Consider the following 23,809-nt stretch of genomic DNA (forward strand, 5'->3'; position numbering starts at 1 on the left):
CCCGACTCCCAGACACGATCGGCACGTGTCACGGTGCGGTGAATCCGCGTGTTTCGGCGTAGACTGGCTCTGAATCATCAGGGCATACCCGTGCTCCCTGCGAGGACGCTGCGAGAAGTCGCCGAATCGTCGGGGGAGCGGGGACGCCCCTCGCACACGAGATGAAGAGGAAGGCCGTCTGTGAGAGCACAGAATGACGCCGGACGTCGGACTCGCCGCCGCTGGAGCGCCGGTGCCGTGGGCACCACGGCGCTCCTGGTGCTGACCGGCTGCTCGGCAGAGGTCCAGCGCGGCTGGTACCCCGGCACCCGGGAGACCACCAACCACAACGCCCAGCTCACCGACCTGTGGGTGAACTCCTGGATCGCGGCCATGGCCGTCGGCCTGCTGGCCTGGGGCGCCATGATCTGGTGCATGGTGGCGTACCGCCGCCGCAAGAACGACCAGGGCTTCCCGAAGCAGACGGCCTACAACGTGCCGCTCGAGACCATGTTCACGGCCATCCCGATCCTGATGGTCTTCACCCTCTGGGGCTTCACCAACCGCGTCCAGACCGAGGTCGACCGCCCCGTGGACGACTCGCCGCTGACCGTCACCGTGTACGGCAAGCAGTGGTCCTGGGACTTCAACTACTCCTACGAGCAGGAGAACGGCGAGGTCATCGAGGCCCACTACTCCGGAATCCAGGCCCAGCTGGACGGCACCGAGGGCGTGCGTGACACCCTTCCGGTCCTGTACCTGCCGAATGACGTGCCGGTGCACTTCGAGCTGAAGTCCCGTGACGTGGCCCACTCCTTCTGGATCCCGCAGTTCCTCCAGAAGCGTGACATGGTGCCCGGCAAGACCAACCACCTGTACCTGACCCCCCAGGAGCTGGGCAGCTACGACGGCAAGTGCGCCGAGCTGTGCGGCGAGTCCCACTCCGAGATGCTCTTCAACGTGGAGGTCGTCGACGAGGCGGAGTTCGTCCAGCGCCTCGAGGAGATGGAGCCGGGTCAGGTGGGCGACGAGTACAGCCGCAATCCCAACAACAACCCTGACGGCGCCGGGACGATGGAGCGCGATCTCCAGACCCCCCGCGGTGGAGGTAGCCACTGATGACCACTTACGAGTACGCAACGGATGAGGTGCGCTCACAGGCGCAGCCTCGTGTGGTGCCCCGTTCGCTGGGCAAGATCGTCGTCAGCTGGCTGACGACGACCGACCACAAGGTGCTCGGGTACATGTACCTGATCACGTCCTTCATCTTCTTCTGCATCGGCGGCGTCATGGCCCTCATGATCCGTGCGGAGCTCTTCGAGCCCGGCATGCAGATCCTGCAGACGAAGGAGCAGTACAACCAGCTGTTCACCATGCACGGCACGCTCATGCTGCTCATGTTCGCGACCCCGCTCTTCGTGGGCTTCGCCAACGTGCTGGTGCCGCTGCAGATCGGCGCTCCGGACGTGTCCTTCCCGCGTCTGAACGCCCTGGCGTTCTGGTTCTTCCTGTTCGGCTCGCTCATCGCGACCGCCGGCTTCCTCACCCCGCAGGGTGCGGCCTCGTTCGGCTGGTTCGCCTACGCCCCGCTCTCCAACACCACGTACTCGCCGGGCGTCGGCGGTGACCTCTGGGTGTTCGGTCTGGTCCTCCAGGGCTTCGGCACGATCATGGGCGGCGTCAACTTCATCACCACGATCCTGACGATGCGTGCTCCGGGCATGACGATGTGGCGCATGCCGATCTTCACCTGGAACACGCTCATCACCGGCATCCTGATCATGATGGCGTTCCCGCCGCTGGCCTCCGCGCTCTTCGCGCTGGGCCTGGACCGTCGCTTCGGCGGCCACATCTTCAACCCGGAGAACGGCGGCGCCATCCTGTGGCAGCACCTCTTCTGGTTCTTCGGCCACCCCGAGGTGTACATCATCGCCCTGCCGTTCTTCGGCGTCGTGTCGGAGATCATCCCGGTGTTCTCCCGCAAGCCGATCTTCGGCTACAAGTCCATCGTGTTCGCGACGACGGCGATCGCCGCGCTCTCCGTGACGGTGTGGGCGCACCACATGTACGTGACCGGCGCCGTGCTCCTGCCGTTCTTCTCCGTGATGACCATGCTCATCGCGGTCCCGACCGGCGTGAAGTTCGTGAACTGGATCGGCACCATGTGGCGCGGTTCGATCACCTTCGAGACCCCGATGCTGTGGACGCTCGGCTTCATGGTCACCTTCCTGTTCGGTGGCCTGACCGGCGTCATCCTGGCGTCGCCGCCCCTGGACTTCCAGGTGTCCGACACCTACTTCGTCGTGGCGCACTTCCACTACGTCATCTTCGGCACCGTGGTGTTCGCGATGTTCGCCGGCTTCTTCTTCTGGTGGCCCAAGTTCACCGGCAAGATGCTGAACGAGCGTCTCGGCAAGATCCAGTTCTGGCTGCTGTTCGTGGGCTTCCACGGCACGTTCCTGATCCAGCACTGGCTCGGCGTCATCGGCATGCCCCGCCGCTATGCGGACTACATGGTGGAGGACACCTTCACCGCCATGAACGCGTTCTCCTCGGTCTTCTCCTTCGTTCTCGGCGCGTCGCTGATCCCGTTCTTCTGGAACGTCTACATCACCTCGCGCTATGGCAAGAAGGTCACCGTGGACGACCCGTGGGGCTTCGGCGCCTCGCTCGAGTGGACCACTTCGTGCCCGCCGCCGCGGCACAACTTCCACTCCCTGCCGCGCATCCGCTCCGAGCGTCCGGCGCTGGATCTGCACCACCCGGAGCTCTTCCCGCACTCGCCTCAGAACACGTCTGAGGCCTTCGGAGAGAAGGTCGCACAGTGAAGGTCGCAGCCAACATCTTCTGGATCATCGGCCTGTTCTTCATCGCAGCCGCCACCCTCTACGGGTTCTGGGTCGAGTGGACCGAGTGGGCAGGCATCCCGGCCATCTACGCCGTGGGCGGGATGTCCTGGATGATCGCCTGGTACCTGAACGCCGCCGAGCGCAAGTACGGCGTCGGGCCCGCCGATGACGAGGACGGCCAGATCGTCGACTACGCCGGCACCTACGGCACCTTCGCTCCCTGGAGCTGGTGGCCGCTGGGCCTCGGCCTGGCCTGCGCGATCATCGTGACCGGTCTGGCCGTCGGCTGGTGGGTCTTCATCATCGGCGTCATCGCGGGCGCCTACTTCACCTTCGGGTGGGTCTACGAGTTCTCTCGGGGCAAGTTCGCCCACTGACCTCGGGTCGATCACGCAGCGCCACCGGCGCTGACGACGACGGCGGGCCGGTCCTCTTCGGAGGGCCGGCCCGCCGTCGTCGTGCCCCCGGACGCTGAGCCCCGGCGCTTTCGTGCGGGAAACGGGAGCCTTCCCGAACGCTTTCGTCCGGGAAACGGGAGCCTCGCCAGGCCCCTCTGGATGGGAAGCGAGTATCGAGCGGCCCGAATCCGCCGAGGCCGGGGGAGAGCTCCCAGGAGGCCGACGACGACGGCACGGGGGTCTGGACGGTGGCGGGGGCGTGGACCGGGCGCAGATCTCGATCACACCGTCCTCCCGGTGTGGATCGGCCGACGACGTCGCGTGGGCACGAGCGGGTGGCCGGCCCGCGCGGACGCCGCCTCGGCCTGGAACGGGGGATGATCCTCAGCCCGCGAGCCACAGGGCTCGCGTCCTGGCTCCGACATGATCGTGACCCGGGTCGCGGGGCACGTCCCGCAGCCTCTTCACCGTCACCAGTGGGCGGCCCGGCGCCGAGTCTCGTCCAGCGGTCTCCGTTGGTCAGCTCGTGCAGGCCCTCGCCGGCCTCGACCTCACATGGACCCGGCCGAGGAACGACGCGATCACGCGGCCCTGGTCGGCACGGTGGCGGCCGCGAGGTACTGGCAGAGGAGCCCGACGGAGAGGACGTGCTGGCAGCGCACCCGAGCATCCGAGCGGTCCTGGAGACGGAGGCGGAGTACGTGCTGGGCTCAGGGCCGGCCCGCCAGGGGGCTCGTCCGCGGGCAGACTCCCGGTGGGTGATCGACGGCTGGGAGCGAGAAGGCCGGAGTTCGCTGCCCGGGGACTCCCGAGGCGTCCTCGAGGCCGGGGCGCGGGTGGAGCGGCGGGAGGAAGCCCGCGCAGCGGCAGGAATCCCGCAGACCCCACGGCGAACCGGTACGGGATCTGGTGGTCGATCCCGGTGGCCATCGTCGCAAGCGTCTCGCAGGTGCCTGCGGGGTTGGATCTCATCGGAGACGACTCCGGGGCGGGGACGGCCGCCGTGACCCCGTGGAACGATGTCGGACGTACGTACAAGGTGACCAGCCCGGGTGACCGGGCCCGGCTGTGGCGTAGCGTCCCTCTGGACGTGAGCGCCTCCAGGCGGCACGACTGGCACCGGGTGACCGGGGACCGAGTGGCAGGGGACCGGGAGGGCGGGTCGATGGTTGCACCCGGATCGGAAACGTGGAGCCCAGGAGTGGGATGCGCTCCACCTGACGGCACTCGGCTGCCTCGCCTCCGCCGCGCGCTGCCTGCCCGTCGCCTCGGGCGTCGCGACCGTGCTCGCCGGGTGGAACCCGGGCACGACGCTGTGGCTGACCGACGTCGTCCGACCCGCGCATGCACCCGTGCAGGGGTGGCGCCGGGACCCCGACGACGGCGCGTGGGTCTGGCGTCCAGATGCGCCGGACGACGCTTCCAGGGGAGGAGAACGGCCGGTTCGGCGTGGCCCGGTCGCAGGCTGAGAACCCGCAGCCTCCCGTATCCCGAACGAAAGCACCGCCGGAGGCTCCCGTTTCCCGGACGAAAGTGTCCAGACGACAGAGGACGCGAAGGGGCGGGAGTCCGGACAGCGGAAGGCCCCGCACACCGAGCGGTGTGCGGGGCCTTCTGCGTCCGAGAGGATCCGCGGTCAGCCGTCGATCTTCGGGTTGTGCGCGCTCGGGTCGGCGCCCAGCTCGTGGTGGCCGCCGTCCTCGTGGCCGTGCTGGCCGTGGGTGCGGGCCTCCACCAGCTCCTCGCGGGAGACCGGGGCGACGCGATCCTGGTAGAACATGCGGTTCAGGCCGGCACGGGCCTTCTCCAGCGCGCCCACCTTGCCGTTGCGGCCGGGGATGGCCGGCACCGGGCGACGGTCCTCGAAGGACACCAGGCGGTACAGCTCGTAGTCGGTGAGCTGGCGGTGGCGCTCGTGGAAGCCGCCCTCGGGGGACATCTCGATGACGCCGGCCTCGTGGCCGTGGAGCACCAGCTCACGGTCCTTGCGCTGCAGGGACAGGCAGATGCGGCGGGTCACGATGAAGGCGATCACCGGGCCGAGGAAGAACAGCGCGCGCAACACGTACAGCACGTCGTTCAGGGAGAGGTGGAAGTGGGTGGCGATGAGGTCCGAGGACGCGGCCGCCCACATGACGCAGTACCAGACGACGGCGGCCACGCCGATGGCCGTGCGGGCCGGGGCGTTGCGCGGACGGTCGAGCAGGTGGTGCTCGGTGTTGTCCTTGGTGATCCACCGCTCGATCCAGGGCCAGGTGCACATGCCGACGAGCAGGACGCCGACCGGGATCAGCGGCACGAGCACGCCCATGGGCAGCGACACCGAGGAGCCCCACGGCATCGGGATGTTCCAGAGGAAGGAGTAGTCGCCGATCATGCCCGGCATGAGGCGCAGGGCGCCGTCGAACACGCCGATGTACCAGTCGGGCTGGGTGCCGGCCTGCACCGGGGACGGATCGTACGGGCCGTAGTTCCAGTTGGCGTTGATCGTCACCGTGGAGGCGATGAGCGCGAGCACACCGAACACGATGAAGAAGAAGCCGCCGGCCTTGGCCGCGTACACGGGGCCGACCGGGTAGCCGACCACGTTGTCCTCGGTGCGGCCCGGGCCCGGGTACTGGGTGTGCTTGTGCACGACGACCATGAACAGGTGGATGCCGATGAGCAGCAGGATGGCGGCCGGCACGATCATGATGTGCAGGGCGTACAGGCGGCCGATGACCGAGTGGCCGGGGAACTCGCCGCCGAAGAAGAAGGCGGAGAGGTACGTGCCGACCAGCGGCAGGGACTTCAGGATGCCGTCGATGATGCGCAGGCCGTTGCCGGAGAGCACCTCATCGGGCAGGGAGTAGCCGGTGAAGCCGGCGGCCCAGCCGGCCATCAGCAGGAAGCAGCCGACCAGCCAGTTCAGCTCACGGGGGCGACGGAACGCGCCGGTGAAGAACACGCGCAGCATGTGGACCGACATGGCCGCCACGAACAGCAGCGCCGCCCAGTGGTGCAGCTGCCGCATGAACAGACCGCCGCGCACGTCGAACGAGATGTCGAGGGTCGAAGCGTAGGCCGCGGACATCTCGATGCCGCGCAGCGGGGCATAGGCCCCGTTGTAGACGACCTCCGACATGGAGGGGTCGAAGAAGAACGTGAGGAACGCGCCGGACAGCAGCAGGATGACGAAGCTGTACAGGGCGACCTCGCCGAACATGAACGTCCAGTGGTCCGGGAAGATCTTGCGGGCGAAGAACTTCACGATCGGCGACATCCCCGTGCGGGTGTCGACGAAGTTCGCGATGCGGCCGGTCGAGGTCGCCGGCTGGAACTCATTCACGGTGGTGCTCATAGGTGTCAGCCACGCTCCCAGTAGACAGGCCCGACGGGCTCATGGAAATCGCTCTGGGCCACGAGGAAGCCCTCGTCGTCCACGGTGATCGGCAGCTGCGGCAGCGCGTGGCTGGCCGGGCCGAAGATGACCTTGCACTCCTGCGTCAGGTCGAAGGTCGACTGGTGGCAGGGGCAGAGCAGGTGGTGGGTGTGCTGCTCGTACAGGGCGATCGGGCAGCCCACGTGCGTGCAGACCTTGGAGTAGGCGAAGATGCCGTCCACGTTCCAGTCCTCGCGACCCGGGGTGATCTTCACCTTGGCGGGGTCCAGGCGCATGAGCAGGACGACGGCCTTGGCCTTCTGGTTGAGCTTGTCGGGGCCCAGATCGTTCAGGCCGTCGGGGATGACGTGCACGGCCGAGCCGAGCGTGACGTCCGAGGCCTTGATGGGGGAGCCGGTGGGGTCACGCACGAGGCGCACGCCCTCGGCCCACATGGTGTGGCGCAGACGCTCCGGTCCGAAGTTGTGGGTCTCCTCGTCCGAGAAGTTGTCCGAGTCGTCCAGGTCGCGGAACACGGCGATGAACGGCAGGGGGGCCAGCAGGGCGGCACCGATCAGGGTGTTGCGCAGCAGGGGGCGACGCTTGATCTGCGACTCGTCCAGGATCTCGGAGATCATCCCGGTGGCGGCCACGCGGTCGGCCTCCGAGCGGATCTCGTGACGGTCCTCGACGGTCTCGTGGTCCGGCATCAGGGTCTTGGCCCAGTGCACCACGCCGATGCCGATGCCGAACATGGCGAGGGCGGTGCCCAGGCCGAGCAGCAGGTTCTGCAGGTAGATCTTGCTGAACGCCTCACCGTTGCCGATCTGCCCCACGCCGAAGTAGCCGATGAAGAAGAGCACCGTGCCCACGATGGAGATGAGGAACATGACCGAGACCTGACGCTCGGCGCGCTTCGCGGCCTTCGGATCCTCATCGGCCAGACGCGGACGGTGCGGAGGCAGGCCCGGGTTGTCGATCGCGTAGCGGGGCGCGTCCTCGCCGGCGTGCTCGAGGGAACCCGAGCGGTGCTCGGTCCCTTCAAAGCCTTTCTCGCCCATATGTCCTGTTTCCTTTACTCGAGTGATGAATGTCGATGACGGGTGGTCGGCGCGCCTGCGCCGACGGGATCAGGAGGACCGGCTGGTGAGCCAGACCATGAAGCCGATGATCAGCGCCAGGCCCGCGGTCCAGATGAACAGGCCCTCGGAGACGGGGCCGAGCGAGCCGAGGGCGAGGCCGCCGGGGGAGCCCTGGTTCTCGATGGTCTTGAGGTACGCGATGATGTCGCGCTTGTCCTCGGGCTTGATGTTCGAGTCGGAGAACACCGGCATGTTTTGCGGGCCGGTCTCCATGGCCTCGTAGATGTGCTTCTCCTCCACGCCCTGCAGAGAGGGGGCGTACTTGCCGCGGGTGAGCGCACCGCCGGCCGCAGCCGCGTTGTGGCACATGGCGCAGTTGATGCGGAACAGGTCGCCGCCGCGGGTGATGTCTACGTCCTCGTGGTTCACGTCCAGGTACTCGTCCTCGGGGACGGCCGGGCCGGCGCCGAGCGAGGCGACGTAGGCGGCGAGCTGCGCCGTCTGCTCGTCGTTGAACTGGTTCGGTTTGACCTGGGCCTGCGGGCCGTTCATCTGCATCGGCATGCGGCCGGTGCCCACCTGGAAGTCGACGGAGGCGGCGCCGACACCGATCAGGGACGGGCCGGAGGGACCCCCCGCAGCTCCCGTGCCGTGGCACGAGGCGCAGTTCGCGTTGAAGAGCTTCTCGCCCTCGGAGATGTCATCAGCCGAGGCGGCCGCGGTGACCTGCGTGGCCGCCTGCGCCTGGTTCACGGTGCTCGCGACGGAGTACAGTCCGCCGGTCACCAGGAGTCCCAGCAGGAGGAGCGCCAGCCCCATCAGGGGATGGCGTCGGTTCTGCGAAAGTGCCTTCACGGGGGTTTCCTATCGTTCTCTTCCCGGGCGGGCCGCTCATGCTGCCGGCCCGGGCCTGAAGTCGGTGCGGTGAGTGGGGGTCGTCTTACTTCAGGAAGTAGACGATGAAGAACAGGGCGATCCAGACGACGTCCACGAAGTGCCAGTAGTAGGACACGACGATCGCCGACGTCGCCTCGTGGTGGCCGAAGCGGCGGGCCATGTAGGCGCGGCCGATGATGAAGAGGAACGCGATCAGGCCGCCGGTCACGTGGATGGCGTGGAAGCCGGTGGTGATGTAGAACGCCGAGCCGTACGCGTTCGCCGCGACGGTCACACCCTCGGAGACGAGAACCGCGTACTCGTAGGACTGCACCGCCACGAAGATCGAGCCCATGATGAAGGTCAGGATGAACCACTCGACCATGCCCCACTTCCCGAACTGCAGGAAGCCGCCGGTGCGGCGGGGCTGAAGGCGCTCGGCGGCGAGGACGCCGAACTGGGCGGTGACGGAGGAGAGCACCAGGATCGTCGTGTTCACCGCGGCGAGCGGGACGTTGAGGATCGCGGTGTGCTCGGCCCAGAGCTCCGGAGACGTGGAGCGCAGGGTGAAGTACATGGCGAAGAGCCCACCGAAGAACATGAGCTCGCTGGCAAGCCACACCATGGTCCCGACCTGCACCATGTTCGGCCGGCTCGGGAGCCCCGTGGTGGGCTGATGGAGAGTGGGGTTAGCTGTGGTCACCCAGCCATTATGGCCCCAAACACCGCCCGGGCGGTAAATCGAACTTACCGTGTCGCAGGACAGGTCGTCAGCACCGTCGGGGGGTTTCAGTGTCAGTCGGAGGCTGGCGTCCAGGGGATGTCCAGGTTCACGGCGGGCGGCGCATGACACGACGCGGTGCCGGGTGCGGCCGGGCCGCTAGGCTCAGTGCGTGAGCACCCCCGAGAACACCGCAGCAGTCCTTGGGACCTCCTGGCCGGAGGTCTTCCGCGCCCTCACCGTCGGTGAGGACCTCAGCGACGACGTCGCCGCGTGGGCCATGGGGGAGATGATGGCCGGCGATGCCACCGAGGGGCAGGTGGGCGGATTCCTCCTCGCCCTGGCCGCCAAGGGGGTGACGGTGCCGGAGCTGCGCGGCCTGACCGAGGCGATGGTCCAGGCGGCGAACCCGGTGCACGTGCCGGGGGAGACCCTCGACGTCGTGGGCACGGGCGGCGACCGCCTGGGCACCGTGAACCTCTCCACGATGTCCTCGCTCGTGGCCGCCGGTGCGGGCGCGCGGATCGTCAAGCACGGGAACCGCGGCGCCTCGTCCACCGCCGGCGCGGCCGACGTGATTGAGGCCCTCGGCGTGGACTTGTCCATGCCGACCCGGAAGGCCGAGGAGTGCGCCGAGGCCGTGGGCATCACGTTCCTCTTCGCCCAGAACTACCACCCGTCCATGAAGTATGTGGCCCCGGTGCGCAAGCAGCTCGGCGTGCCCACCGTGTTCAACTTCCTCGGCCCCCTGAGCAATCCGGCCCAGGTCACCGCCCAGGCCCTGGGCTGCTCGAGTGAGGCCATGGTCCCGCTGCTCGCGCAGGTGCTCGCAGACCGGGGGGTGCGCGGCTTCGTCTTCCGCGGGGCGGACGGCCGGGACAAGATCACGACGTCGGGGCCGTCGACCGTCATGGAGGTCCGGGACGGTGTGCGCACCCACGAGCTCGATCCCCGGGAGCTGGGCATCGACCTGGCCCCCGTTCAGGCCCTGGCCGGGCGGGACGGTGCCTACAATGCGACCCTCGTCCGCGCTCTGCTGGCGGGGGAGAAGGGTCCGATCCGCGACGCCGTCCTCCTCAACGCGGCCGCGGGCCTGACGGCCTGGGACCGTGACGCGGACGCGCCGCTGATGGAGCGGCTGGCGGCCAACATGGCGCGGGCCGCCGAGTCGATCGACTCCGGCGCCGCGCGTGACGTCCTGGACCGCTGGGTCGCCTTCTCCCGGTCCTGATGGTGCGACGACGGGCCCTCGCCAGCGAGGTGGGGCCCGTCGTGGGGAGGACGCTCAGGAGTCGAAGCCGAGCGCCCATCCCTCGCCGAGGTCCTCGGACGAGTAGGTCCGGAAGGCCAGCATGGTCTCGGTGTCCTGGATCCCGTCGACCTTGGAGAGGTGGTCGGCGATCACGTCGGCGAGGTCCTCGTAGCGGCGCACCTTGACCATCGCCACCAGGTCCCACGCGCCGGTCACGGAGTAGACCGACCCGACCCCCTCGAGCGCGGCGAGGGTCTCGGCGGTCTCCGGGATGCTGGATTTGTCGGTCTTGATCAAGACGATGGCGGTGACCACGGGCGGTCCTCATTTCCTCGATGCTGTGGGTCCGGTGTCCGGGATGATCCTAGCTGCGCGCCGGGCCCTCACCTCCGGGTGCGGCGCACCAGCCAGGCGGTCACGGCCCGACGGCCCAGGAGCAGGACGCCCAGCACCCCGAGCGCCACGAGCACGAAGGACACGGGTGCGCCACCGAGGCCGAAGGCCACGCGTAGGACCATCCCGACGGCGACGGTCCCCAGCCACACGATCACGCCGTGGGGCCACACGCGGGCCCAGGTCCGGTGTCCGGCGGTCAGCCCGGTCATGACCAGGAGACCCGCGAGGAACGGCGCCGCCGTGACCAGCAGCCCCAGCGGCCCGCGCTCTGTCGCGTGCTGCCCCTGGCCCAGAGCCACGAAGAGGAGGGTGAGGAGGAGGTCGACGGCAAGTGCCGGCTGGGCGCCGCGCGGGTCACGGTGCTCGGCGGGCACGGCACGACGGGCGGTGGGGGAGGACGTCATGCATCCAGTCTGGCCCACCGCAAGGTCGAGGCGGCGCGTCCAGCCACAGGTGACTCGGTGGAGGGGGCCTATGACAAGATGCCAATGTTGTCAGAGGTAGGCTCTCTGTATGGTGTTCGTGCATCTGGTGCCCATCCGACCGACCGCTGCCACGGCCGACGACGCCCGACGTCTGGCAGCGGTGCTGCTCGATGATCCTCACCCGGACGCGTCCGTAGCCGCGGCGGTGTGGCGTGGCGACGAAGGGAACCCCGACGCCGATGCAGCGCCGGGCGACGGCGAGCTGGCCGTCACTCTCGACGGCATGGCGGCGGGGGTGGGCCTGGCACTGTGGGCCGTGCGGTCTGGGTCCTGGGCGGTGCTGCTGGATACAGAGGGCAACTACGACAAGCAGTCAGCCTTGTCACATATCACAGCCGGGGAGCGGCGCCGCGCCCGGCGGGCACCGGGACGGCTGGTGCTGCCGCACGGACGACGCCCGGGCCGCGCCTCGGAGACCGGCCGAGAGGCTGATCTGCGCTGTGCAGAGGCCACCCTGCAGCTGGTCGCCACGGTTGAACGGCGCCGGTCCGATGACCAGCATGCGGCGGGGCGGCTGGTCGAAGCCGGCGCCAGTCAGCGAGAGGCGGCGGCGGAGCTCGGGATCAGTCAGCAGGCCGTCCATTCCCGGTTGCGGCACGGGCTCTGGCACGAGAGCCGGACGGCGGTGGCGGCTGTCCTGCCGTTGCTGGAGCGGCTGTCCGCAGACCCGGGGGAGTGAACCCCGGCACGCGGTGTCGGTGCCGCCCGGCGCGGCCACCTGGGCCAGGTCCCGACGCGGCGCGTGCCGTGCAGGCGGCCTCCGAAGGGGAGGCGAAGAACGGGCTAGTTGACATAATGTAAATTATCGGCGCAACGCAGAACGGCGGACAGGGACGCCCGCGCGGCGGGTCTCGCGCGTAGCCTGGACCCATGACGATCATGACCGACCAGCGCGACCGCCCCCTGCACGCGACGATCGCCGTCGTCCTGGCCATCGCCACGGCGGGCTACCTGGCTCCGTGGGCCATTGCCGCCGTCCGCGGCCGTTCCAACGTGTGGGCGGTGTTCTGGGTGAACCTGCTCACGGGGTGGACCGTCCTCGGCTGGTGCATCGCGCTGTACATGTCACTCACCAGCCATCGCCGGCTGCGGCCCTGGGGTCCGCGCGGCCTCTGACCGCGCGGACCGCCCCTCAGGACAGGCGCGCGACGACGGCCCGCACACCGTCTCCCTCGGCGACCAGGCATCGCGGGCCGTCGACGTCCGCCTCGTCCGTCTCGGACAGCTCGACCGGCACCTCGAGCTCCCCCGTCGCATCGGCGCCGATCACGCGGAGGGTGAGATCCGGGGCGCGCGTCTCGAGGTAGGTCCCGGACTCGTCGTGCATCTCGAGCCGGGCCTGCGGGATCTCGCCGCGCACGGCGGCTGCGAGGATACGGCGCGCGTCCGGGTCGGTGGCGGCGTCCACGACCCAGCGGTGTCCCAGGACGGAGTGCTCCACCTCGGCCACGACGTCCCCCTCGGCGGGTGCGTCGCCTCGGTAGGCGAACGCAGTCTGGTAGAGCCGGTCCCCCACGCGCACGAGCATCGACTCGACGCCGATCTCGCCGGTGGGATCGTCGAACCGGTACGAGCCGACCTTCTCGGCGGTCACGTCCTCGGGCAGTCCGTGCGCCACGAGGCGGCGGCGGATCCATTCGGGCTTGTCCGGGTCCAGGCGTGCGGTGTAGATGAGAGCCATGCCCCGACCGTAGCCCCGACGTCGTCCGCCCGGGAGGGCCCGCCGGCCGGCGGCGCGGCTCAGCCCTGCACGGCCCGCACGGCGTGGTCCATGGCCCGGTAGGCGTCGAGCTCGCGGGCTTCGGCCGCGCCACCGATCAGGCGCACCGCCTCCGGCGCGTAGCCCGCAGCCACCAGGTCCTCGACGAGATCCGTCTCGGACTCCTGCCCGGCGCACACGACGACGTCCGTCACGTCCAGGGTCAGCGCCACGCGGGCCTCGGGGTCCTCCGGGGACGGCGCGGTCACGCGCAGGCCGTCGGGGCCGAGGCCCTCGTAGGTCACACCGGAGTGCAGGTGGACCCCGTGCTGCCGCAGCTCGGCGCGGTGCACCCAGCCGGTGGTGGGGCGCAGTCGGGCGCCGATCGGTCCGGGGCTGCGCTGGAGCAGGTGGACCTCGCGTCCCGGGTGGGCCGCGGCCGGCTTCGCCAGCTGGCCCGGCGTCTCCGAGGTCAGGGCCACGCCCCAGCGGGCCCGCCAGTGCTCCTGTGTCTCGGGTGTCCCGTCCGGCCGTTCCGTGCCGGCCGCCAGGGCCTCGGCGACATCCACGCCCACGCCGCCGGCGCCGATCACCGCGACGCGCGGGCCGACGTCGACGTGTCCCAGGACCACGTCGTCGTACGCGTGGACGGCGGGCGCGCCCGGCTCCCCCGCCCCGGGCAGATCGACGGGCCGCGGCCGCACGCCGGTGGTGAGGAGCACCTCGTCGTAGCCCGGCCGCCCATCGTCCGTCAGGAGTGTCTGTGCAGACACCTCCTCCCCGGTCACGAGCGTCACCCCGGATGCGGCTGCGCGGGCCGCCAGGTGCTCCAGCGCGGGACCGAACTCCTCCTTGCCGGGGATGCGCCGGGCGAGCCGGAACTGCCCGCCGGGCTCGGCGTGCCGGTCGAACAGGGTGACCTCGTGCCCGAACCGGGCCGCACGCTCCGCGGCCGTGAGGCCCGCCGGCCCGGCACCGACCACGGCGATCCGGCGCCGGCGGCCCAGGGCCACCGGGACGGGCGCGGCGTACTCCGGCTCCGTCTCCCGCCCGGCGCGGGGGTTCATCAGGCACGAGACCTTGGCCCCGGTGAACACGTGGTCGAGGCAGGCCTGGTTGCAGGCGATGCACGGGGTCAGGGTCCGAGCGCGCGGGTCGCTGATCGCGGCCATCCACTCGGGGTCCGCCAGCAGGGGCCGGGCCAGCCCGACGAGCGCGGCGGCCCCGGACGTCAGCGCCTCCTCCGCCTCGGCGGGGGTGGTGAGCCGGTTGGAGGCGATCACGGGGATGTCGACGGCGGCGGTCAGGTCAGCCGAGGCGGTGAGGAACGCGGCGCGCGGCACGGAGGTCACGATGGTCGGCACGCGGGACTCGTGCCACCCGATGCCGGTCATCAGGACGTCCGCTCCGGCGGCCTCGAAGGCCCGGGCGGTGTCCGCGATCTCCGCGCGCGTCTGCCCGTCGGGGACGAGGTCCGCCGCCGAGGTGCGCACCGAGAGCACGCCGCGCTCCCCCAGCGCCTCGCGCACGGCCGCGACCACCGCCACCGGGAACCGGCGTCGGCGCTCGGCGTCACCCCCGTACTCGTCCGCGCGTCGGTTCGTCGCCGGGGCGAGGAACTGGTTGAGGAGGTAGCCCTCCGAGGCCATGATCTCCACACCGTCGTATCCGGCCTCCAGGGCCAACGTGGCCGCGCGTGCGAACGCGTTCACGGTCCGCTCGATGTCCGCGGCCGTCATCTCCCGGGGCGTGTGCCGCGAGATCGGGGCGCGCACCGCGGAGGCCGAGACCAGGTCGGGGCTGGGGGCGTAGCGTCCCGCGTGCAGCAGCTGGGCGAGGATCCTGCCCCCGGCTGCGTGGACGGCGTCCGTGACGACGCGATGGGCGCGCGCGTCCTCCTCGCTGGCGAGCATCCCCCCGCCCAGCGTCACCGTGCCCTCGGGGACGACGCCCAGGCCGCCGGTGACGATGAGCCCGACGCCGCCGCGTGCCCGCTCCGCGTAGAACGCCGCCAGCTGCGGCAGGTCGTCGTGCCGGTCCTCCAGTCCCATGTGCATCGAGGCCATGACCACCCGGTTGGGCAGCGTGAGGGGGCCCAGAGTGATCGGCTGGAGCAGGGGCGAGACCGCGACGGGTGAAGATGTCATGCAGCTCACATTACCGGGCGGTAGCCCCCTCCTTCCAGGACCGCCTGGGGACACGCTGTGTCCGACGCCACTGCGTAGGGCAGGATGGGGATCACACGTCGACGCGCGGCAGACCCGTCCGCGCACCCGACACGGAGGGGAGCGCACGCATGGAGTGGATCGAGGCGAACGCGGGCTGGCTGTGGCTGGTGCTGGCCGCCGGCCTGGCCGGCGTCGAGCTGCTGACCCTGGACCTCGTCTTCCTGATGATCGCCGCCGGGGCCGGCGCGGCGGGCGTGGTCGCGCTCGTGGGCGGCCCGCTGGCGCTCCAGCTCGCGGCGTTCGCCGCCGTCGCCCTGCTGATGCTCGCCGCCGTGCGCCCCGTCGCCCTGCGCCACCTGCGCAAGGACACCGGCGCCGGCGCCTCCTACCTGGACACGCTCCCGGGGCGTCGCGTCGCGGCCCAGGGCGCGATCACCGGCGACGCCGGCACGCTCGCCGTCGACGGCGACACCTGGTCCGCCCGCGTCGAGCCCGGGGCGCCCGACGTCGCCCCCGGCGACGAGGTGACCGTCCTGCGCATCGACGGGGCCACCCTGGTGGTCCGCCCGCTCCCCCGCATCGACTGGGAGGCGGACGGCGCCTGAACCGCCCCACGTCCTTGTTCCGACCGCACCGACCGCACCGACCGCACCGACAGCACCGACAGCACCGACCCCAGAAGAAGGGACCCCGATGGAAACCCTCATCGTCCTCGTCGTCCTCGCCGTCCTCGCGGCGGTGATCGTGGCCTCCTCGGTCAAGATCATCCCGCAGGCGCGGACGGCCAACATCGAACGCCTCGGCAAGTACAACCGCACGGCCGGCGCCGGGCTGACCCTGATCATCCCGTTCGTGGACCGCATGCTCCCGATGGTGGACATGCGCGAGCAGGTCGTCTCCTTCCCGCCCCAGCCGGTGATCACCGAGGACAACCTCGTCGTCTCCATCGACACGGTCGTCTACTTCCAGGTCACGGACGCCAAGGCCGCGACCTATGAGATCGCCAACTACATCCACGCGGTGGAGCAGCTCACCACCACCACCCTGCGCAACGTCGTGGGCGGCATGAACCTCGAGGAGGCCCTGACCTCTCGCGACTCCATCAACTCCCAGCTGCGCGGCGTGCTGGACGACGCCACCACGCGCTGGGGCCTGCGGGTCTCGCGGGTGGAGCTCAAGGCCATCGACCCGCCCATGTCCATCCAGGACTCGATGGAGAAGCAGATGCGCGCCGAGCGCGACCGCCGCGCCGCCATCCTCACCGCCGAGGGCACGAAGCAGGCCGCCATCCTCACGGCCGAGGGCGAGCGCCAGTCCCAGATCCTCTCCGCCGAGGGCGAGGCTCAGGCCCGCGTGCTGCGCGCCAACGCCGAGGCCGAGGCGATCGAGGTGGTCTTCGACGCCATCCACTCCGGCGGCGCCGACTCCGAGGTCCTGGCCTACCAGTACCTGCAGTCCCTGCCCAAGATCGCCGACGGCCAGGCCACCACCATGTTCGTGGTCCCCGCCGAGCTCACCCGCGCCCTGCAGGGCCTCGGTGAGGCGTTCGCCCCCGGCGACGGCGACCGCCCCACCCCGGAGCACGCACCCCGGCGTCGGGACTCCGGGGACCGCGCGGGCGAGCCGGGCGCCGAGCACGTCGGCATCACCCCGGAGCGCGCGCGTCGGCCGCGTGGGTCCCGCCCCACCACCGCGGACGCCCTGCGCGCCAGCGGCGTCATGGACGCGATGACCGCCGGCGCGGTGACGGCGGAGGACATGCCGCAGACCTCGCTCGACGAGGCCCTGGCCACGCCGCAGGAGATCGAGCCCGACCCGTCGGCCGGCCGCACCCCCGGCACCCGCCCGGCCGGCGAGGCCGACGGGAATGCTGTGGGACACTGAATGGTTCCATCAGTGAGGACGACCCGCCGCGCCTCGATCGGCCCGCGCCCCCGCGCGGGCCTCGGCGCGGCCTGACGAGGAGGAAACGTGAGCGATCGCAGCCTGCGGGGCATGCGCCTGGGCGCGCAGTCCCTGGAGTCCGAGGCCGGCGTCGAGCCCGCCGCCCGGCAGCGGGTGGAGTACCGCACGGAGGACGGCGAGCAGGTGTTCGTGACCTTCTCCGTGGAGGCGGACGTGCCGGCCACCTGGACCTCGAAGACCGGCAAGGAGGCGTTCCTCGTCAGCGGCGAGAAGCCGGCTGAGACCGAGGGCAAGCCCGTGCGCACCCACTGGGACATGCTGCGCGAGCGCCGCAGCCTCGAGGAGCTGGAGGAGACCTACAAGATCCAGCTCAACAAGCTGCGCGCCAGCCGCGGCGAGGACGTCGACGCCTGACCCGCCGCTCCCCCATGCACGACGGGGCCGGATCCGCCATGGATCCGGCCCCGTCGTCGTTCGGGGGCTGTGCGCCTCACAGGCCGAGGCGGGCGCGCAGGCCCTCCCAGCGCGCAGCCAGGCCCCAGCGGGTCACGTTGACCACGGCCTCGCCGATGATGCCGCCGCTCATCTTGGACTCGCCGAGCTCACGCTCCACGAACGTGATCGGGACCTCGACGATCCGCTTGCCGAGCCGGGCCGTGCGGAAGGTCATGTCCACCTGGAACCCGTAGCCCTTGGACTCGATCGCGTCCAGGTCGATCGCACGGAGCGTGTCGGCCCGGTAGGCGCGGTAGCCCGCCGTGATGTCCGTCAGGTTGAGGCCGAGCATGATCCGCGGGTACAGGGAGCCGGCCCACGAGATCATCTTGCGGGAGGTCGGCCAGTTCACCATCTTGCCGCCCGGCACGCGGCGCGAGCCGATCACCAGGTCCGCGGTGCGGACGGCCTCCAGCAGGCGCGGCAGCTGCTCGGGCTGGTGCGAGCCGTCCGCGTCCATCTCGACCAGGACGTCGTAGCCGCGCTCCAGGCCCCAGCGGAACCCGGCGATGTAGGCGCCGCCCAGGCCGTCCTTGGTGGTGCGGTGCAGCACGTGCACGGAGGGGTCCTCGGCGGCGCGGGCGTCGGCCCAGTCGCCGGTGCCGTCCGGGGAGGCGTCGTCCACCACGAGAACGTCGGACTCCGGGACGGCGTCACGGAGTCGGCCGAGGGTCAGCGGCAGCGACTCGATCTCGTTGTACGTGGGGATGATGGTCAGCACGCGCATGTGCGGTTCTCGCCTTCCGGCCGGGGTCGTGGGGGCGGCCCGCCGGTCGGACGGGCCATCGCATCCGTTCGAGTATAGGAAGCGGAGGTCTCAGGCCGGCGTCGCGCCATCGCGCGCGTCGCGGGCCACGTCCTCCGCGGCGATCCGGCCGTCCACCCAGGTGGCCCGCCAGCGGGGCAGGGCGGTCTCGGCGTCGAGGGCCGGCAGCAGCGGCGTGCCGGCCCGGGTGTCCGTGCTCCATGCCGCCACCCGGCCGTCCGGCGACTGCACGGCCACCGCGTCCGCGTCCCAGACGCCGAACACGGCAGGGGCCGACACGCTCAGGCGCGGGGCGACGGACAGGCCTGCCGCCGGAGCGTCGGGCAGCGCGCGCAGCGGGGTGCGGGTCGCGGCGGCGAAGGCGGAGCGGGCGGAGATGCGCTCGTCCGGGTCGGGGTGGGACAGCGCCGACCGGACGGCGGCCCACGGGTCCCCGGCCGGGCCGGCGCCCAGGCACACGGAGACGGCGTCGGCCAGCAGGCTCGCCACGGGGGCGTGCAGCACGCCGTCCGCGTCGGGGACGACGGTGGCGCTGACCCCGGCGGCGGCCAGGAAGGCGCGGTCCTCGGCGGTGACCGAGTGGGTGACCACGAGCCGATGGCGCATGCGGCCCAGGGCGGCGGTGCCGAGTTCCTCCGCGACCGAGCGCAGGGCGGTCAGGGCCACGTCCTGGGCGGCGGGCCCGGCGTCCGCACCGCCGTCGGGGACGAGGTAGGCCTGCTCCCCCGCCTGGGTCGAGGCCGTCAGGAGACCGGTGAGCGTGGCGGGGTCGGTGTCGGTCCCGACGGGCAGCCACACCCCGGCCGCCTCGGCGTCCACGCGGTCCGCGTGCCGGTAGACGACCGTCTGGACGTCCTCGTCGGCGGGCGCGGCGCCCGTGTCCTCGGGCCCGGCCAGGACCGTCACGACGGCGGTGCCGCGGCTCAGCGCGTCCGGCGCGTCCGCGGGCCGGGCCAGCGGCTCGACGAACACGGGCACGACGACGGCGCCGTCGAGGTCCCGCCGTTCGTCACCCGGATCGGCCACGCGGTCCGCGGAGTCGTCCGCGCCGAGCCAGGCGATCACCCCGTCCCGGACCAGCAGCGCCTGTGCGTACGGGTCCGTCGTCGAGTGGATGATGCCGTGGGTCAACAGGTGTGCGCTCACCCGCCCACCCTAGCCCGTGTCAGTCCTCGTCCGCGCGCGGCGCCGAGGCCGCCGGCAGCGAGGTGGCCACGACGCCGCGGGAGACGAGGTCCGCGGCCCGGCGGCAGGCCCGGCTGCGACGGGCGTCCCCGGGGACGTTGGCCAGCTGGTCCAGCACGTCGATGACCTGCCGCGCCCAGCGGACGAAGTCGCCCGCGGCGAGGTCCGCGCCCTCGAGGGTGCGGCGCAGGGTGGCCCCCCGCACCCAGCGATGCATGGGCGCCACCAGGCCGGGGTCCGTCCGGGGCGTGGGCTCGAGCCGTGCCTGGGCCTCGTCCGTGCGCAGGCGCTCCTCGATGCGCTCGGCGGCCTCCGCGACGCGTGCGAGCCGGGGGGTCGGCATCGGGACCAGTCCGGGCTCGGTCTCCCCCTTGCCCTGGTACACGAGCAGCGCGGCGACGGCGGCCCACTCCTCCGGCGTCAGGCCGTCCGTGGCCGGATCCTGCAGCACCAGGGAGGTGAACAGGTCCCGCTCGCCGTAGATCCGGCGCAGGGCCTCGCCGCGCTCCGTGAGCGCCGCACGGGGCGAGGACGCGTCCTCCTGGACGTAGCCGTAGGCGCGCAGCAGAGCGACCACGCGGTCGAACGTGCGGGCGATGGTGTTGGTGCGGCCCGCGATGCGTTCCCGCAGGACGGAGACCTCCCGCCGCATGGCCCACCAGCGGTCGCCCCAGCGGGCGTGCTCCTCGCGGTCCTGGCAGCCGTGGCACGGGTGGCGGCGCAGCGCCCGGCGCAGCTCCTCGACCCGGGGCGCGGCCGGGTCCTCTCGGAGGCGGAAGCCCGCCGTGCGGCGGCCTCCGGCGGGCGGGCGGCCCGTGCGCACGGCCTCGCGCATGAGGGCGGCGACGTCCTTGCGCTGCGCGGGCGTCTTCACCTGCACCACCTGGGGCAGGGCGGCGCCCGCCACCGGCTCGACCGTTCCCGCGACGTCGTCCACCGTGATGCGGCGCAGCTGCGCCTTGTCCGTCACGACGCCGACGCGCGGGTTCTGGGGGTTGCCGGCGGGGAACACGACGACGGCCCGGCCGAGCGCGCGGCCGGCGTCGAGCTCGACGACGTCCCCGACCGCAAGGTTCGCGAGCGAGTCCTTCACGGCTGCCAGGTGGGCCCGACGGCGCCCCTGCGAGCCGGACTTCTCCGCGGCCGCGAGCTCCTTGCGCAGGGTGAGGTACTCGGCGAAGTCGCCGAGGTGACACTGCATGGCCTCCTCGTACTTCTCGAGGCTGGCCTGCTTCGAGCGGACCTCGCGGGCCAGCCCCACCACGGAGCGGTCCGCCTGGAACTGGGCGAACGAGGACTCGAGGATGCCCCGTGCCCGCTCCGCCCCGACCTGTGCCAGCAGGTTCGCGGACATGTTGTAGGTAGGCCGGAACGAGGAGCGCAGCGGGTAGGTGCGGCGCGAGGCCAGGCCCGCGACGGCGGCCGGGTCCAGCCCGGGACGCCACATCACCACGGCGTGGCCCTCGACGTCGATGCCGCGGCGGCCCGCCCGGCCCGTCAGCTGGGTGTACTCCCCCGGCGTGATGTCGACGTGGTTCTCGCCGTTGAACTTGACCAGCTTCTCGATCACCACGGAGCGGGCCGGCATGTTGATGCCGAGGGCGAGGGTCTCCGTGGCGAACACGGCCTTGAGCGCGCCGGCGGCGAACAGGTCCTCGACGGCCTCCTTGAACGGGGGCAGCATGCCGGCGTGGTGGGCCGCGAAGCCCCGGGACAGGCCGTCGCGCCACGCCCAGAACCCGAGGATCTCCAGGTCCTCGACGGGCAGCAGACGCGCCGCCTCCTCGACCCGCTCGGCCACGAGCGCCTTCTCCCGCGCCGTGGTGAGGTCGAGCCCGGCCCGGAGGCACTGCTCCACGGCGGCGTCGCAGCCGGTCCGGGAGAAGATGAAGGTGATGCACGGCAGCAGCCCGTCGCGGTCGAGGGCCCGGATCATCTCTGGGCGCGACGTGGACAGCCGCGGTCCGCGCCGCTGGCCGCCGTCGTGACCGCCCGGCCGACCGGAGACCGGCCGCTCCCGGTCCAGCGCGGAGGAGCCGTTCCGGCCCCGGCCGCCGTCGCGAGTCGTGCGTCGGCCGCCCCTGACCCGGCCCTTCGGGCCGCCCCCGCGCCCGTCGCGGTGCTGCTGCCGCCCGGGCCGTCCCCAGTCCGCGCGCTGGAACCGGCGCTCGGTCTCCTCCCCCAGGCGCTTGAGCTCGGGGTTGAGCAGGGCCTCCCCGTCCCGGTCCGCGGTGTCCTCGAAGGCGATGTCCTCGGCGAACAGGTCGTAGAGCCGGCCCCCGGCCATGACGTGCTGCCACAGCGGCACCGGCCGGTGTTCGGAGACGATCACGGTGGTGGCGCCCCGGACCGTGTCGAGCCAGGCGCCGAACTCCTCGGCGTTGGACACCGTGGCGGACAGGGAGATCAGCTGCACGTGCTCGGGCAGGTGGATGATGACCTCCTCCCACACCGGGCCCCGGAACCGGTCGGCGAGGTAGTGGACCTCGTCCATGACGACGAAGCCGAGGTCGATGAGGGTGTCGGACTGCGCGTACAGCATGTTGCGCAGCACCTCGGTGGTCATCACGACGACGGGCGCATCCGGGTTGACGGAGGTGTCCCCCGTGAGCAGGCCGACGTTCTCCGCACCGTGCACGCGGGCGAAGTCCGCGTGCTTCTGGTTGCTGAGAGCCTTGATGGGGGTGGTGTAGAACGCCTTCGTGCCGCGGGCCAGGGCCAGATGGACGGCGAACTCGCCGACCACCGTCTTGCCGGCGCCGGTGGGCGCCGCGACGAGGACGCCGTGGCCGTCCTCCACCTCGGCGCACGCGCGGCGCTGGAAGTCGTCGAGGGGGAAGCCCACGCGTGCGGCGAACCGGCCGAGCTCGGAGCCGGCGTGGTGCCGGGCCGCCCGGGCACGGGCGTAGCGCTCCGCCGGGCTCAGCTCGGGCTCGTCGTGCGGGGTCGCGGACGCGGGATGGTGGGCCATGGCCCCACCCTACTGGCGGGTCCGGACACCGTCGTGGTCGTGCGTCCGGGCGGGAGGGCCGCCGCGTACGACGCTCAGATCTGATCGAGCGGCTTCGGGCCTTCGGCGAGCTCCGCCTCGACGTCCACCTCGCGCTGCCCCGAGCGGCGGTCACGACGACGGTCCCCCCACAGGCACAGGACGATGGCCACGCCGAAGAGGACGACGAGCGGGATCGCCATGTAGAACATGGAGATGGCGTCCGCACCGGGGGCGGCGATCGCGGCGATCAGCATGATCACGAAGACGGTGATGCGCCAGTGGTGGACGATCGTGCGGCCCGGCAGGATGCCGAGCATGTTCAGTCCCACCAGCAGCACCGGCAGGACCATGGCCACGCCGAACGCGAGGTAGAGACGCGTGACGAAGCTGATGTACACCGACGCCGTCGGGAGGTTCGCGCCGCCCTCGGGAGTGAAGCCCACGAAGAACTGGACGGCCTGCGGCATCACGAGCCACCCCAGCGCGATGCCGAAGATGAACAGGGGCACGGCCGCGGCGATGAAGCCCAGGGCGTACTTCTTCTCGGCCTTCTTCAGACCCGGCACGATGAATGCCCAGATCTGGTAGAGCCAGACCGGGCTGGACAGGATGAGCCCGATGAACATGCTGACCTTGAGCATGAGGTCGAACGGCGAGGCCACCGTGTCATAGGCGACGGCCGCCGTGTGTCCCTGGCTGGCGATCTCCTTGACCGGGCGGAACAGCTCCGCCATGACCGGCTGGTAGACGAGGAAGCCGATCACCATGCCGACGGCGACGGCGAGCGCCGACTTCAGCAGTCGGTTGCGCAGCTCCGTGAGGTGCTCGCGCAGCGGCATCTCGCCGGTGGGGTTGTCCCGCCGCTTCCGGCGGCGCCGGGTGCGGCGGGCGACCTCGTCGACCTCGGTCATCGGGTGGGGGTCCTTCCGGCTCAGCGCGGGTCGCGCGGGTCGGTCTCGTCACGCTCGACGACGCGGCCCTCGACCGGCTCGTCCGCGGCGGTGGAACCGGCGCCGGAGCGCTCGTCCGTGGTGCCCTTGCCCTCGGTGCGCATCTGCTTCACCTCGGAGGAGAAGATGCGCATCGACTGGCCGAGGTTGCGGGCCATCGCGGGCAGCTTCGGCGCCGCGAAGAGCAGGATCGCAAGCAGGATGATGATGACGAGCTGCCAGCCCTGGAGTCCAGCCATGATGAAGGGTC

Annotated in this window: 22 protein-coding genes; 9 read left to right on the forward strand and 13 right to left on the reverse strand. The window is 71.3% G+C overall.

Annotated features, from left to right (window positions below; all coding sequences use genetic code 11):
• Positions 1 to 237 precede the first annotated feature (237 nt).
• The 3 genes from coxB to OVA32_RS07105 are packed head-to-tail and all read left to right on the forward strand — an operon-like array spanning position 238 to position 3,205.
• Positions 238 to 1,098, forward strand: coding sequence for a cytochrome c oxidase subunit II (gene coxB, locus OVA32_RS07095; protein ID WP_069941918.1), 861 nt, complete (start codon positions 238 to 240; stop codon positions 1,096 to 1,098).
• Positions 1,098 to 2,807, forward strand: a complete 1,710-nt coding sequence (gene ctaD, locus OVA32_RS07100; protein ID WP_051050340.1) for a cytochrome c oxidase subunit I — start codon at positions 1,098 to 1,100, stop codon at positions 2,805 to 2,807. The genes coxB and ctaD overlap by 1 nt, the downstream gene beginning before the upstream one ends.
• Positions 2,804 to 3,205, forward strand: coding sequence for a cytochrome c oxidase subunit 4 (locus tag OVA32_RS07105; protein ID WP_063190179.1), 402 nt, complete (start codon positions 2,804 to 2,806; stop codon positions 3,203 to 3,205). The genes ctaD and OVA32_RS07105 overlap by 4 nt, the downstream gene beginning before the upstream one ends.
• Positions 3,206 to 4,862: 1,657 nt before the next feature.
• On the opposite strand, the gene OVA32_RS07110 is transcribed toward OVA32_RS07105, so the two are convergent.
• From OVA32_RS07110 to OVA32_RS07125, 4 genes are all read right to left on the reverse strand, one after another.
• Positions 4,863 to 6,566: a cytochrome b gene (locus OVA32_RS07110; RefSeq protein WP_210078863.1), complete on the reverse strand. Its 1,704-nt coding sequence runs from the start codon at positions 6,564 to 6,566 to the stop codon at positions 4,863 to 4,865.
• A gap of 5 nt (positions 6,567 to 6,571) precedes the next feature.
• Positions 6,572 to 7,648: a ubiquinol-cytochrome c reductase iron-sulfur subunit gene (locus tag OVA32_RS07115; protein ID WP_063190030.1), complete on the reverse strand. Its 1,077-nt coding sequence runs from the start codon at positions 7,646 to 7,648 to the stop codon at positions 6,572 to 6,574.
• Between the two features lie 69 nt (positions 7,649 to 7,717).
• Entirely contained in the window at positions 7,718 to 8,524 is an 807-nt protein-coding gene (locus OVA32_RS07120) for a cytochrome c (protein ID WP_036315101.1), read from the reverse strand.
• 85 nt (positions 8,525 to 8,609) lie between these two features.
• Entirely contained in the window at positions 8,610 to 9,188 is a 579-nt protein-coding gene (locus OVA32_RS07125) for a cytochrome c oxidase subunit 3 (protein ID WP_020625607.1), read from the reverse strand.
• Positions 9,189 to 9,438: 250 nt separating this feature from the next.
• On the opposite strand from OVA32_RS07125, the gene trpD reads away from it, so the two are divergent.
• A complete protein-coding gene (gene trpD, locus OVA32_RS07130; RefSeq protein ID WP_041103765.1) occupies positions 9,439 to 10,497 on the forward strand; it encodes an anthranilate phosphoribosyltransferase in 1,059 nt (352 codons plus the stop codon).
• A 54-nt stretch (positions 10,498 to 10,551) separates the two neighbouring features.
• Here the strand turns inward: trpD and OVA32_RS07135 are convergent, their stop codons facing one another.
• Both OVA32_RS07135 and OVA32_RS07140 read right to left on the reverse strand, forming a co-directional pair.
• Positions 10,552 to 10,833 carry an Lrp/AsnC family transcriptional regulator gene (locus OVA32_RS07135; RefSeq protein WP_002854527.1) on the reverse strand — a complete coding sequence of 94 codons (282 nt, stop codon included), beginning with the start codon at positions 10,831 to 10,833 and terminating at the stop codon, positions 10,552 to 10,554.
• Between the two features lie 68 nt (positions 10,834 to 10,901).
• A complete protein-coding gene (locus OVA32_RS07140; RefSeq protein WP_041103767.1) occupies positions 10,902 to 11,318 on the reverse strand; it encodes a DUF3054 domain-containing protein in 417 nt (138 codons plus the stop codon).
• A gap of 109 nt (positions 11,319 to 11,427) precedes the next feature.
• Between OVA32_RS07140 and OVA32_RS07145 the strand changes: the two genes are divergently transcribed.
• Positions 11,428 to 12,078, forward strand: coding sequence for a hypothetical protein (locus OVA32_RS07145; RefSeq protein WP_041103769.1), 651 nt, complete (start codon positions 11,428 to 11,430; stop codon positions 12,076 to 12,078).
• A 191-nt stretch (positions 12,079 to 12,269) separates the two neighbouring features.
• Positions 12,270 to 12,515, forward strand: coding sequence for a superinfection immunity protein (locus OVA32_RS07150; RefSeq protein WP_020624801.1), 246 nt, complete (start codon positions 12,270 to 12,272; stop codon positions 12,513 to 12,515).
• Between the two features lie 16 nt (positions 12,516 to 12,531).
• Here OVA32_RS07150 and OVA32_RS07155 read toward each other — a convergent pair whose 3' ends face one another.
• Together OVA32_RS07155 and OVA32_RS07160 are read right to left on the reverse strand one after the other, a co-directional pair.
• Positions 12,532 to 13,080 carry a maltokinase N-terminal cap-like domain-containing protein gene (locus OVA32_RS07155; RefSeq protein WP_100057212.1) on the reverse strand — a complete coding sequence of 183 codons (549 nt, stop codon included), beginning with the start codon at positions 13,078 to 13,080 and terminating at the stop codon, positions 12,532 to 12,534.
• Positions 13,081 to 13,139: 59 nt separating this feature from the next.
• Complete coding sequence (locus tag OVA32_RS07160) at positions 13,140 to 15,245, reverse strand: NADPH-dependent 2,4-dienoyl-CoA reductase (protein WP_095353359.1); 2,106 nt, start codon at positions 15,243 to 15,245, stop codon at positions 13,140 to 13,142.
• Between the two features lie 149 nt (positions 15,246 to 15,394).
• Between OVA32_RS07160 and OVA32_RS07165 the strand changes: the two genes are divergently transcribed.
• The 3 genes from OVA32_RS07165 to OVA32_RS07175 all read left to right on the forward strand — a co-directional run bounded on the left by OVA32_RS07165 (position 15,395) and on the right by OVA32_RS07175 (position 17,585).
• Positions 15,395 to 15,871, forward strand: coding sequence for an NfeD family protein (locus tag OVA32_RS07165; RefSeq protein WP_061867282.1), 477 nt, complete (start codon positions 15,395 to 15,397; stop codon positions 15,869 to 15,871).
• 88 nt (positions 15,872 to 15,959) lie between these two features.
• The gene (locus OVA32_RS07170; protein ID WP_095695735.1) at positions 15,960 to 17,150 is read left to right on the forward strand and encodes an SPFH domain-containing protein; all 1,191 of its coding nucleotides are present in this window, start codon (positions 15,960 to 15,962) and stop codon (positions 17,148 to 17,150) included.
• Between the two features lie 87 nt (positions 17,151 to 17,237).
• A complete protein-coding gene (locus OVA32_RS07175) occupies positions 17,238 to 17,585 on the forward strand; it encodes an RNA polymerase-binding protein RbpA (RefSeq protein ID WP_012750883.1) in 348 nt (115 codons plus the stop codon).
• Positions 17,586 to 17,661: 76 nt separating this feature from the next.
• On the opposite strand, the gene OVA32_RS07180 is transcribed toward OVA32_RS07175, so the two are convergent.
• From OVA32_RS07180 to OVA32_RS07200, 5 genes are all read right to left on the reverse strand, one after another.
• Positions 17,662 to 18,393 carry a polyprenol monophosphomannose synthase gene (locus OVA32_RS07180; RefSeq protein ID WP_036315073.1) on the reverse strand — a complete coding sequence of 244 codons (732 nt, stop codon included), beginning with the start codon at positions 18,391 to 18,393 and terminating at the stop codon, positions 17,662 to 17,664.
• A 90-nt stretch (positions 18,394 to 18,483) separates the two neighbouring features.
• Positions 18,484 to 19,578 carry a hypothetical protein gene (locus OVA32_RS07185; protein ID WP_095353360.1) on the reverse strand — a complete coding sequence of 365 codons (1,095 nt, stop codon included), beginning with the start codon at positions 19,576 to 19,578 and terminating at the stop codon, positions 18,484 to 18,486.
• A gap of 19 nt (positions 19,579 to 19,597) precedes the next feature.
• Positions 19,598 to 22,588 (reverse strand): DEAD/DEAH box helicase, encoded by a 2,991-nt coding sequence (locus tag OVA32_RS07190; RefSeq protein ID WP_267713825.1) that lies wholly within the window; start codon positions 22,586 to 22,588, stop codon positions 19,598 to 19,600.
• Positions 22,589 to 22,662: 74 nt separating this feature from the next.
• Complete coding sequence (gene tatC, locus OVA32_RS07195) at positions 22,663 to 23,520, reverse strand: twin-arginine translocase subunit TatC (RefSeq protein ID WP_041103787.1); 858 nt, start codon at positions 23,518 to 23,520, stop codon at positions 22,663 to 22,665.
• 20 nt (positions 23,521 to 23,540) lie between these two features.
• Complete coding sequence (locus tag OVA32_RS07200) at positions 23,541 to 23,798, reverse strand: twin-arginine translocase TatA/TatE family subunit (RefSeq protein WP_002855080.1); 258 nt, start codon at positions 23,796 to 23,798, stop codon at positions 23,541 to 23,543.
• Positions 23,799 to 23,809: the final 11 nt, after the last annotated feature.

Origin of the sequence: Micrococcus sp. SL257 (genome assembly GCF_026625585.1) — a bacterium.
Lineage (GTDB): Bacteria > Actinomycetota > Actinomycetes > Actinomycetales > Micrococcaceae > Micrococcus > Micrococcus luteus.